The organism is Streptomyces sp. MB09-02B (assembly GCF_033794485.1).
GTDB lineage: Bacteria > Actinomycetota > Actinomycetes > Streptomycetales > Streptomycetaceae > Streptomyces.
The window spans coordinates 1-11,265 of the sequence record NZ_JARGEE010000300.1; the positions used below are offsets into that span (position 1 = coordinate 1).

At 71.7% G+C, this 11,265-nt stretch carries 10 protein-coding genes; 5 read left to right on the top strand and 5 right to left on the bottom strand.

The genetic code is table 11. The features are described from left to right. A partial coding sequence (locus P1P70_RS31560) for an aminoglycoside phosphotransferase family protein (RefSeq protein ID WP_319243853.1) occupies window positions 1–920 on the top strand: 920 nt, incomplete at its 5' end. Between the two features lie 45 nt (window positions 921–965). Here P1P70_RS31560 and P1P70_RS31565 read toward each other — a convergent pair. The 4 genes from P1P70_RS31565 to P1P70_RS31580 all read right to left on the bottom strand — a co-directional run bounded on the left by P1P70_RS31565 (window position 966) and on the right by P1P70_RS31580 (window position 4,995). Next, window positions 966–1,706, bottom strand: a complete 741-nt coding sequence (locus P1P70_RS31565; RefSeq protein WP_319243855.1) for a class I SAM-dependent methyltransferase — start codon at window positions 1,704–1,706, stop codon at window positions 966–968. 260 nt (window positions 1,707–1,966) lie between these two features. After that, window positions 1,967–2,650: a gamma-glutamyl-gamma-aminobutyrate hydrolase family protein gene (locus tag P1P70_RS31570; protein ID WP_319243857.1), complete on the bottom strand. Its 684-nt coding sequence runs from the start codon at window positions 2,648–2,650 to the stop codon at window positions 1,967–1,969. A gap of 62 nt (window positions 2,651–2,712) precedes the next feature. Next, window positions 2,713–4,152, bottom strand: a complete 1,440-nt coding sequence (gene eat, locus P1P70_RS31575) for an ethanolamine permease (RefSeq protein WP_319243859.1) — start codon at window positions 4,150–4,152, stop codon at window positions 2,713–2,715. Window positions 4,153–4,248: 96 nt separating this feature from the next. Beyond that, window positions 4,249–4,995 (bottom strand): FadR/GntR family transcriptional regulator, encoded by a 747-nt coding sequence (locus P1P70_RS31580; protein WP_319243861.1) that lies wholly within the window; start codon window positions 4,993–4,995, stop codon window positions 4,249–4,251. A 105-nt stretch (window positions 4,996–5,100) separates the two neighbouring features. Between P1P70_RS31580 and P1P70_RS31585 the strand changes: the two genes are divergently transcribed. The 4 genes from P1P70_RS31585 (at window position 5,101) to P1P70_RS31600 (ending at window position 9,632) form a co-directional block, all read left to right on the top strand. Next, entirely contained in the window at window positions 5,101–6,459 is a 1,359-nt protein-coding gene (locus tag P1P70_RS31585) for a glutamine synthetase family protein (RefSeq protein ID WP_319243862.1), read from the top strand. 8 nt (window positions 6,460–6,467) lie between these two features. Next, window positions 6,468–7,841, top strand: a complete 1,374-nt coding sequence (locus P1P70_RS31590) for an aldehyde dehydrogenase family protein (RefSeq protein ID WP_319243864.1) — start codon at window positions 6,468–6,470, stop codon at window positions 7,839–7,841. Then, window positions 7,838–8,629: a 3-oxoacyl-ACP reductase gene (locus P1P70_RS31595; RefSeq protein ID WP_319243866.1), complete on the top strand. Its 792-nt coding sequence runs from the start codon at window positions 7,838–7,840 to the stop codon at window positions 8,627–8,629. Before P1P70_RS31590 ends, P1P70_RS31595 begins: the two co-directional genes overlap by 4 nt. A gap of 79 nt (window positions 8,630–8,708) precedes the next feature. Then, on the top strand, window positions 8,709–9,632 hold the full coding sequence (locus P1P70_RS31600; RefSeq protein WP_319243868.1) for a DUF2510 domain-containing protein: 924 nt from the start codon (window positions 8,709–8,711) through the stop codon (window positions 9,630–9,632). A 19-nt stretch (window positions 9,633–9,651) separates the two neighbouring features. Here the strand turns inward: P1P70_RS31600 and P1P70_RS31605 are convergent, their stop codons facing one another. Then, the gene (locus P1P70_RS31605; RefSeq protein WP_319243870.1) at window positions 9,652–10,854 is read right to left on the bottom strand and encodes an amino acid deaminase/aldolase; all 1,203 of its coding nucleotides are present in this window, start codon (window positions 10,852–10,854) and stop codon (window positions 9,652–9,654) included. Window positions 10,855–11,265: the final 411 nt, after the last annotated feature.

The window sequence follows — 11,265 nt, forward strand, 5'->3', positions numbered from 1 at the left end:
AAGCCCTCCCCACCCCCGTGCGCGACGCCGTCCACAACCTGCTCGGCGCCCCCGTGACCGAGGCGGTCACCCAGGAGGGAGGCTTCTCACCGGGCGTCGCCGCCCGCGTCGTCACCGCTGAAGGCTTCCGCGCGTTCGTGAAGGCGGTGAGCGCGCACGCCAACCCCGACAGCCCGGCCATCCACCGCCGCGAGGCCCGCAACGCCGCCGCCCTGCCGTCGGAGGTGCCCGCGCCCCGACTGCTGGGCTCGTACGACGACGGCACCTGGGTGGCCCTGGTGTTCGAGGACGTGGTGGGTCGACAGCCCCATGTGCCGTGGCGGGATAGTGAGTTGGGGGCCGTGCTGGACGCGGTCGGGGAGCTGGGCCGTGCGCTCACGCCCGCGCCCGTCGCCGCGCGGCCCCTCGTGGAGGGTGTGACGGGCAACTTCCTGGGCTGGCAACGGATGATCGACCGCGGGGACCGGGGCGAAGGGCTCGACCCGTGGACCGTGCGCGAACTGCCCGGGCTTGCCGAACTGGCCGCCCGCTGGTCGGACTTCGCCGTCGGAGACAGTCTCGCCCACTGCGATCTGCGCGCCGACAACATGCTGCTGACGGCGGACGGCCGGGTCGTGTTCGTCGACTGGCCGCACGCCCACGGCGCGGCGGCGCCCTGGTTCGACCTGCTGTTGCTGCTGCCCTGCGTCCGGGCTCAGGGCGGGCCGGACCCGGAGGAGGTCTTCACGTCCCACCCCTTGGCGCGTGACGCCGACCCCGTCGGCGTCACCGCCACGCTCGCCGCCTTCGCCGGCTTCCTGATCGAAGCCTCCCGCCGACCGCCGGTCCCCGGCATCCCCACCCTCCGCGCCTTCCAGCGAGCCCAGGGCGAGGCGGCCGTGCAATGGCTGAGGCGGCGACTCGGGCAGGACCGCTACTAGGCCTGCCCGGCGAGAGGATGCCTTCAGGTCACGGCGCGGCGGAACCTACGGTTTGTGGGTCACCCAGAGCAGTTCCGCCGGCCAGCGGTGTGCCCAGTCGGGTGGGTCGGTTTCGTTGTAGCCGTTGGGTGTTCCGGGTTCGGGCCGTGGCTCGATGAGGTCGTCGATGACGAGACCCGCGCCGCGCAGGACCTTGACCCAGTCGCCGTAGGTGAGCTGATAGCTGGTCGCGCCGTCGTCCTCGGCGATGGTGTTCAGCCCGAAGTAGTCCTGTTGCAGCGTCGTGGTCACGCGGGCGGCGGCTTCGTCGTAGCAAGCTTCGAACCACGGGCTGGCGACGTTGAACACCAGGCGCCCGCCTCGGCCCAGGACGCGTGCGGCCTCCGGGACGGCCAGGTGCGGGGGCGCCCAGCTGAGCCCACCGAAGTCGCAGAACACCAGGTCGAAGCTGTCGGCGGCGAAGGGGAGTTGTTCGGCGGCGCCTTGCACGAGCGGGTAGCGGGCCGCTCCCATCGCGTCGGCCGCTGCGGCGAGTTGGGCTTCGGACAGGTCGAGCCCGACCACGGTGGCGCCCTCGGAGGCGAGCGCCCTGGACCACTGGCCGGCGCCGCAGCCGAGTTCGAGGACGCGCTTGCCGGTGACGTCGCCCAGGGCGTGCAGGTGCGCGTCGGGGATGGAGTACATGCCCCACAGCCGGGGTGTGGCGCCGATCTGCGGGTCGTGCTCGCGCTGGTAGGCGCTGCTGATCCGGTTCCAGAACCGCCGGTTGGCGGGGATGCTGTCCACGTGCCGACTCCAGCACTGCCTGCCGGGGCGGTCAACACGATTACAGCACTGCTCGGCCCCCGCCTCGGTCCGGCCCTGGCTCGACCCATGATCCGCCGGACGAGCCCAGGGGCGACGACGGTGGCGACGGAGGTGGCGACGGCGTGGATGTGAGGGAGGGGCACGGCATCGGGTGACGAGCGCAGCCCCGCTGTCAGGGGCGCGGGGAACTGCGCGAGAAGCCCCACCGGCCCGCACCCGACAACGTACCCCCCGGACGCTCAGGGTGTCGCGGCCTCCACCAGCGCCCGCATCACCCTCACGTCCTCGCCCATCTCCGGATGCCACTGCACGCCCAACACCCATGCGGGGTCCGGTAGTTCGATCGCCTCGATCGTGCCGTCGGAGGCGTGGGCCGAGGGCAGCAGGCCGGTGCCCAGGTCGTCCACCGCCTGGTGGTGGTACGTGGGGACGTCCGTCTCCTCGGGGACGAGGTCGCCGTAGCGCGTGCCCGGTACGGGCTTCACCGCGTGGCGGCCGAAGACGCCGACCTCGGCCACATGGTCGTCGATGTGCTGGATCAGCGTGCCGCCGAGCGTGACGTTCAGCAGCTGCATGCCCCGGCAGATGCCCAGCAGTGGCGTCCCGGTGTCCAGCGCCGCCCGGATCAGCGCCAGCTCCCACGCGTCGCGCGCCGGCGCGGCCGGGCCGCAGCGCGGGGAGCGCTCGGCGCCGTAGAGGGACGGGTCCACATCCGGCCCGCCCGCGATGACCAGGCCGTCGAGACGGGCGACCGCCTCGGCGGCGTACGACGGGTCGTCCGGCGGCAGCATCGCGGCCACGCCGCCCGCCGCCTGCACGAGCCGGGGGTAGCCGACCGGCAGCAGCGCCGCCTCCAGCTCCCAGACACCCCAGCGTGCCCCCGACTCCAGATACGTACTCACACCGATCAACGGCCTGGTCACACATGCTCCTCACGCGTGGAAGTCACCGAACCCCGCACCACGGAACCCGTGGAACGGAGCGCTCAGTCCCGGGCCAACTCTGCCTCGGCCGCGGCCAGCGCCGCGAATTCCTCCTCCGGCGCCTTCGCCACCAGGTGCTTGCGGCTGTAGAACCCGAAGTACGCCGCCGCGACCGCGTACACACCGAGCGCGATGAACGCCGCCGTCACGTCCACCAGGAACGTCGCCACCAGCGCCGAGCACGCGAGGACGAGGGCGACCGAGGAGGTCAGCACGCCGCCCGGCGTGCGGTACGGCCGCTCCAGATCCGGCTCCCGGCGGCGCAGCACGATGTGCGACAGGGACATCAGCGCGTAGCTGATCGTGGCGCCGAAGACGGCGATGTTCAGCATCCGGCCGCCGTCCCCGCTGGCGGCGGCCAGCGCGAAGCCGATCGTGCCCGGCACCAGCAGCCCCAGGTACGGGGCCTTGCGGCCGCTGGTGAGGGAGAGGACGCGGGGCAGGTAGCCGGCCCGGGAGAGCGCGAAGAGCTGGCGCGAGCCGGCGTAGATCAGGGAGAAGAAGGAAGCCACGAGGCCTGCCAGACCGGCGTAGTTCACGAAGCGGCTCAGCGCCGTCGCCTTGCCGTCCGGCTGGAGCGCCTCGACGAGCGGGTTGCCCGCCGCCTGGATGGCGTTCGAGCCGCGTGCCCCGGCCGCGGCGAAGAAGGTGATCACGGCCAGCACCACGAGGACGCCCATCGACCAGCGGATGGCCTTCGGCAGCGTACGGGCCGGGTCCTTGGTCTCCTCGGCGGCCAGCGGCACGCCCTCGACGCCCAGGAAGAACCACATGCCGAACGGGAACGCCGCCCAGATGCCCAGCAGTCCCATGGGCAGCCAGGAACTCGCGCCGAACGCCGAGGAATCGACCGGGATGTCGTCCAGCGCGGACACGCTGAAGTCGGGCAGCGCGCCCAGGGCGAACACGATCAGGGCGAAGACCGCGATGCCCGTGACGACGAAGCTGGCGATCAGCGCCTCACCCACACCCCAGAGGTGGATGCCGATGAAGATCGCGAAGCAGACGAGGTAGACCGGCCAGCCGGACTCCAGGCCGAACAGGCCCAGCGATTCCACGTAGTCGCCGATGAAGATCACGATCGCGGCGGGGGCGAGCACGTACTCGATCAGGATCGCCGTGCCGGTCAGGAAGCCGCCCCACGGGCCGAGCGCCCGGCGTGCGAAACCGTAGCCGCCGCCCGCCGTCGGCAGGATCGCGGACAGTTCCGCGAGGGCGAAGACCATACAGGCGTACATGGTGCCCATGAGCACCGTGGCGATCGCCAGACCGCCGAAGCCGCCCTCCGCCAGGCCGAGGTTCCAGCCGGAGAAGTCGCCGGAGACGACATAGGCGACGCCGAGGCCGGTCAGCAGGACCCAGCCGGCGCTGCCCCGGCGGAGCGTCCGGCGCTCCAGATAGTCGTCCGCCGCGTCGGCGGTGTCCGTGGCTTTCAGGGACATGGCGCACTCTCCCCACTCAAAGGAATGGATCCATACCTTTGTGGGGTGGGTGGCCGAAAAGCAATACCCCTGCGTTAAGCGAGCGTAAATACGTGCTCATCCGAGGAAGCCGCGCAGTAGGGCCGCCGTGCCCGCGCAGTGTTCCCGCATGATCTCCCGCGCCGCCTCCGCGTCCTCGTCGAGGACGGCCTCCACCAGGGCCGTGTGCTGCTGCTGCGAGTGCTCCAGGTTGCGCACCAGCAGCGGGATGCAGTCGAGCAGGTCGTTCACCCCGGCGCGTACGCCCGCGTACTGGGCGGCCAGCGAGGGGGAGCCGGACAGCTCGGCGATGGTGAGGTGAAGCAGGGTGTCCAGCCGACGGTACTCCGCGAGCGGCGCGTTGTGCGTGCGCGCCAGCGCCCCGCGCAGCCGCTCGGCCTGGTCGTCGCTCAGGCCGTGCGCCGCGCACAGCCCCGCCGCGCCCACCTCCAGCACCTCACGGAAGCGCAGGGTGTCCTCGACGTCGATGCCCTTCAGGCGTCGGCGCAGCTCGTCCTCGTCCGGCGTGGCGACGCGGGGCAGCACGAACGTGCCGCCGTACCGCCCGCGGCGCGCCTCGATCAGACCCTGGTCCTGGAGCACCTTCAGCACTTCGCGCAGCGTCACCCGGCTGATCCCGAGCCGCTCCGCCAGCTCGCGCTCGGCGGGCAGCCGCTCGCCGCCGGGCACCAGGCCGAGCCGGACCACCTGGAGGATCTGCTCCAGCGCCTCCTCGAAACCGTTGCCCGCCCGGACCGGACGCAGGACGGACGCCAATCGGTCGTCGGCCCACGGAGTCTCCGGTTCCGTCCCTGTCCGCGACATGTGACCGTTGCCCCTTCCCAACTAATGGTTACGAGTAATACCTTATGGCTCCCGGATGGCTGAATGGCTCCGGGGTGGCCGAAGAAGCCCCTAGGAGGCTTTCCCGTGGCAGACCGCACACCCCCGCTCTCCGTCGAGGAACTCCACACCCTCGTCGCGGGCGGTGAGATCGACACTGTCGTCCTGGCCTTCCCCGACATGCAAGGGCGCCTCCAGGGCAAGAGGTTCGCCGCGCGCTTCTTCCTCGACGAGGTCCTCTCCCACGGCACCGAGGGCTGCAACTACCTCCTCGCCGTCGACACCGAGATGAACACCGTCGACGGCTACGCGATGTCCTCCTGGGACCGGGGCTACGGCGACTTCGCCATGCACCCCGACCTCAGCACCCTGCGCCGGGTGCCCTGGAACGAGGGCACGGCCATGCTCATCGCCGACCTCGCCTGGACCGACGGCTCCCCGGTCGTCGCCGCGCCCCGCCAGATCCTGCGCCGCCAGCTGGAGCGCCTCGCGGAACTGGGCTACACGGCCAACGTGGGCACCGAGCTGGAGTTCATCGTCTTCAAGGACACCTACGAGCAGGCCTGGGACGCCGGCTACAAGGGCCTGACCCCGGCGAACCAGTACAACATCGACTACTCGGTCCTCGGCACGGGCCGCATCGAGCCCCTCCTGCGGAGGATCCGCAACGAGATGGGGGCCGCCGGGCTGACCGTCGAGTCCGCCAAGGGCGAGTGCAACCCCGGCCAGCACGAGATCGCCTTCAAGTACGACGAGGCCCTGGTCACCTGCGACCAGCACGCGATCTACAAGACCGGCGCCAAGGAGATCGCCTCGCAGGAGGGCGTGTCGCTCACCTTCATGGCGAAGTACAACGAGCGCGAGGGCAACTCCTGCCACATCCACCTCTCGCTCGCCGACGCCGACGGCACCAACGTCATGGCCGACGGGCAGGACATGTCCCAGGTCATGCGGTACTTCCTCGCCGGACAGCTGGCCGCCCTCCGCGACTTCTCGCTGCTCTACGCCCCCAACATCAACTCCTACAAGCGGTTCCAGCCGGGCTCCTTCGCCCCGACCGCCGTGGCCTGGGGGTACGACAACCGCACCTGTGCCCTCAGGGTCGTCGGCCACGGCCGCTCGATGCGCTTCGAGAACCGGCTCCCCGGCGGCGACGTCAACCCGCACCTCGCCGTCTCCGGACTGATCGCGGCCGGCCTGTACGGCATCGAGCAGAAGCTGGAACTGCCGGAGGTGTGTGCCGGCAACGCCTACGCCGCCGAGTACGACCACGTGCCGACCACCCTGCGCGAGGCCGCCGAACTCTGGGAGAACAGCCCCATCGCCAAGGCCGCCTTCGGCGACGAGGTGGTCGCGCACTACCTGAACATGGCCCGCGTCGAGCTGGCGGCCTTCGACGCCGCCGTGACCGACTGGGAGCTGCGCCGCTCCTTCGAACGTCTGTGAGGCAACCCTTGTCCCAGCACCACATCCTGGACGTCCTCAACCCGGCGACGGAGGAGGTCATCGCCGCCGTCGCGGGCGCCGCCGAGCACGACGTCGACACGGCCGTGCGCCGGGCGCAGAAGGCACAGCGCGCCTGGGCCGCCGTCGCCCCCGCCGACCGGGCCCGGCTGCTGCGCCGCTTCGCCGCAGTCGTCGACGACCACATCGAGGAACTCGCCCTGCTGGAGGTCCGCGAGGCCGGACACACCCTCGGCAACGCCCGCTGGGAGGCCGGCAACGTCCGGGACCTGCTCGACTACGCCGCCGGCGGGATCGAACGGCTCTCCGGCCGGCAGATCCCGGTGCCCGGCGGCCTGAACATCACGATCCTCGAACCGCTCGGCGTCGTCGGTGTGATCGCCCCCTGGAACTTCCCGATGCCGATCGCCGCCTGGGGCACCGCACCCGCCCTCGCCGCCGGCAACGCCGTGATCCTCAAGCCCGCCGAGACCACCCCGCTCACCGCGCTGCGCCTCGCCGAACTCGCCCTGGAGGCCGGGCTCCCCGAACACCTCCTCCAAGTGCTGCCCGGACGCGGCGACATCACCGGCGAGGCCCTCGTCCGCCACCCCGGCGTCGCCAAGATCGTGTTCACCGGCTCCACCCGGACCGGCAAGCGCGTCATGGAACTCTGCGCCGACCAGGTCAAGCAGGTCACCCTAGAACTCGGCGGCAAGAGCCCCAACATCGTCTTCGCCGACGCAGACCTCAAGACCGCCGTCGACCCGTTCTCCTTCCTCGACAACGCCGGCCAGGACTGCTGCGCCCGCACCCGCGTCCTGGTCCAGGAGTCCGTGTACGACGAGGTCAAGAGCCTGCTCGCCGAGTCGCTGGCCGGCGTGGTCGTGGGCGACCCCGCCGACGAGAAGACCCAGATGGGACCACTGATCTCCCGTCAACAGCTGGACCGAGTACGGTCGTTCGTGCCCGACGACGCCTCCGCGCTGCGGGGCGACGCCCCCGAGGGGCCCGGCTTCTGGTTCCCGCCGACCGTCCTCACCGGCGAACTGCCCGACTCCGCCGCCGCCCGCGAGGAGATCTTCGGCCCGGTCGCCGTCCTGCTGCCCTTCACCGACGAGGCGGACGCGATCCGGCTCGCCAACGACACCCCGTACGGCCTCTCCGGCTCCATCTGGACCCGGGACGTCGGCCGCGCCCTACGGGTCTCCCAGGGCGTCCGCGCGGGCAACCTGTCCGTCAACTCCCACTCCAGCGTCCGCTACTGGACCCCCTTCGGCGGTTTCAAGCAGTCCGGCATCGGCCGTGAGCTGGGCCCGGACGCACTCGCCGCCTTCACCGAAACCAAGAACGTCTTCATCAGCACGGAAGGCCCCGCACAGTGACCTCGACGACCCCTGAGAACATCTGCCGCCGCCTGGTCGGCCGCACCGCCGTCATCACCGGCGCCGGCAGCGGCATCGGCCTCGCCACCGCCCGCCGGCTCGCGGCCGAGGGCGCACACGTCGTCTGCGGCGACCTGGACGAGGCACGCGGCAAGGCGGCCGCCGAGGAGGTCGACGGAATCTTCGTGAAGGTCGACGTCACCGACCCCGAGCAGGTCGAGGCGCTCTTCAAGACCGCCTACGACACCTACGGCAGCGTCGACATCGCGTTCAACAACGCGGGCATCTCCCCGCCCGACGACGACTCCATCCTGGAGACCGGCCTGGAGGCCTGGAAGCGGGTGCAGGAGGTCAACCTCACCTCCGTCTACCTGTGCTGCAAGGCAGCGATCCCCTACATGCGCCGCCAGGGCAAGGGCTCGATCATCAACACCGCGTCCTTCGTGGCCCGCATGGGCGCCGCCACCTCCCAGATCTCGTACACGGCCTCCAAGGGCGGCGTGCTCGCGATGTCGCGGGAGCTGGGCGTGCAGTTCGCCCGGGAGGGCATCCGCGTCAACGCGCTCTGCCCGGGGCCGGTGAACACCCCCCTCCTCCAGGAACTGTTCGCCAAGGACCCGGAGCGGGCCGCGCGCCGGCTCGTGCACATCCCGGTCGGCCGGTTCGCCGAGGCCACCGAGATCGCGGCGGCCGTCGCGTTCCTCGCCAGCGACGACTCGTCCTTCGTGAACGCCACCGACTTCCTGGTCGACGGCGGCATCTCGGGCGCGTACGTCACCCCGCTCTAGGCGGTCCGGTCCGGACGCGCAAGGCGCTGCCTCCCGGCCACCGGAACACCGACCCCGTCGGTGTGATTAAAGTGCCGGGATGAGCAGTTCGCCGCCACCCGGCTGGTACCGCGACCCGTCCTTCCCGCTCACCGAACGCTGGTGGGACGGAACCGCGTGGACCGACCACCGGCGCCAGCCGGAACAGCCCGTGCCACCCGTGCCCCAGCCGCCCGCGCGCCGGGGTCCCGGCCGCACCAGGGTCGTGGCCCTGGCCGCCGTCGGAGCCGTCCTGGTGGCCGGGGCGGTCACCGGCGGTGTCCTGCTCCTCGGCAAGGACGGCGACGGCGGGCAGGAGACGCGGACCACCACGGCGTCCCCGACCTCCGGGACCGACGAGAAGGACGGCCCTTCCCCGGCGAAGTCCGCCACCCCGTCCCCCGCCGAGGACGCGAACCGCGTCGTGGACGACCTCAACGGCATCACGTTCCCGGTTCCCGACGGCTGGGAGGGCGGCGACCGATCCGGCGAGGAGGACGCCGTCCTGGTCACGGACGGCACCTTCGACTGCCCCGGCGAGGGAAGTGTGTGCCGGGGCGGCGTCGTCGTCTCCCGGACCGTCACCGGCAGCGACGAGACCGCCCCGAAGATCCTCGCCGAGAACGACATCGAGGACGCCGCGAACGACGCCTTCGACCGCGACGTCCTGGACCAGCAGCCGTACGACGGCATCACCGGCCACGAGGTCGTCGGCTCGGGTTCGGTCGCCGTCGCGGGCCGCGCCGGCTACTACGTGCGCTGGCGGGTGACGACGGGGGCCGGCGCCGGCGGCTACGTCCAGTCCCTCGTCTTCCCCTCCAGCAGTGGCTCCGAGGCCCCGGTCCTGGTCCGGTTCGCCCTCGACGCGGGCGACGAGGGCCCGCCGCTCGACGACATCGACGAGATCGTCCGGGGCATCCGCCCGGCGGGCGACGCGGAGGCCGACACGGGCGGGGGAGTGGGCAGCAGCCTCGGCCCCTCGTGACCGCCGCCACCGGAACGCGCTAAAGGAACGTGTGACCCTCGCCGCGATACGTCGGCACCGTGGCCGTCACCTCGTCGCCCTCCACCAGGTGCAGCACGTCGAACCGCTCGCACAGCTCACCGGCCTTGGCGTGCCGGAACCACACCTTGTCGCCGAGCAGCAGGTCGTCGGCGGGCGCCCCGAGCAGCGGGGTCTGCACCTCGCCCGGACCCTCCTGAGGGTCGTACTTCAGCCCCTCCGGCAGATACGGCACCGGCAGCCGGTCGCGGCCCGGCGCGCCGGAGGCCGGGTAGCCGCCGCCGAGGACGGTGACGACCCCGACACCCGGGCGTCGTACGACGGGCATCGCGAACAGCGCGGCCGGACGCCCCGTGAACGAGGTGTAGTTGTCGAAGAGCCGAGGCACGTACAGCCCGGACCCGGCGCCGATCTCGGTGACCGCGTCCTCGGCCGCCGTGTGCTGCACACTCCCCGTGCCGCCGCCGTTGACGAACTCCAGGTCCGGCGCCACCCGCCGGACGGCGCGCACCACTTCGGCCCGCCGCGCGGCCAGCTCCTTCTTCGCGGTGGCCTGCATCATCCGCACCGCCCGCGACCGCAGCGGCCGCCCGGCCACCGAGTCACCGACACCGGCGATATGACCCTCGTACGCCATGATCCCGACCAGCTTGAACCCCGGGCGCTCGGCGACGGCACGCGCCATGTCGGCGACCTGCGCGGGGGAGTGCAGGGGGGAGCGCCGCGCGCCGACGCGCACCCGTCCGCCGAGAAGCTTCAGCGAGGTGTCCAACTCCAGGCAGACGCGGACGACTTCGGTGCCGCCGCGTCGGGAGTTGTCGATCAGCTGGAGCTGGGCGGGGTCGTCGACCATCACGGTCACCGCGGCGGCGAGCTTGGGGTCGCCCGCCAGTTCGGCGAACGCCTCGTGGTCGGCCGACGGGTAGGCGAGCAGGACGTCCTCGAACCCGGAACGGGCCAGCCACAGCGACTCGTCGAGGGTGAACGACATGATGCCCTGGAAACCCTCGCGGGCCAGGACCCTCTCCAGCAGCGCCCGGCACCGTACGGACTTGCTCGCGACGCGGATCGGCTTGCCGCCGGCCCTGCGGACGAGGTCGTCGGCGTTGGCGTCGAAGGCGTCGAGGTCGACGATCGCCAGCGGGGCGTCGAGATGAGCTGTAGCCCGGTCGTACCGGGCCCGGTCGGCGGCGCGCGCAGTCATGCACGAAGCCTGCCAGACATGATTACCGCAGGGTAGGGGGACGTTCCGGGCTAAAGCCACGGTCCCGCGGACTGGTTCCCGTTCGACCGGGGCCAACCCGTAGAGTGACGCGCACGCAGGGACGACCTCGACGGGGATGCCGATCCGCTGCCACGGGTATGGCTTGCCCGAGGTGTCGGCGGGCCCTGGCGGGCGATACCCGAGCCGTGCGCGACGACCGCTCCCCACGGGTGGTCGGACACCTGGACGACCTCCGGGTCCTGGTCCGCACGGAACGACGACCTCCGGGTCGGCGGGAAGAACGACCCTCGGGTCGGCAGGAGACGACGACCTCCGGGTCTGCACGGGACGAGGAAACGGGGGGTGCATGAGCACGGAAGCGCGCCGCGCCTCCATTCCCCCACGCCCCCC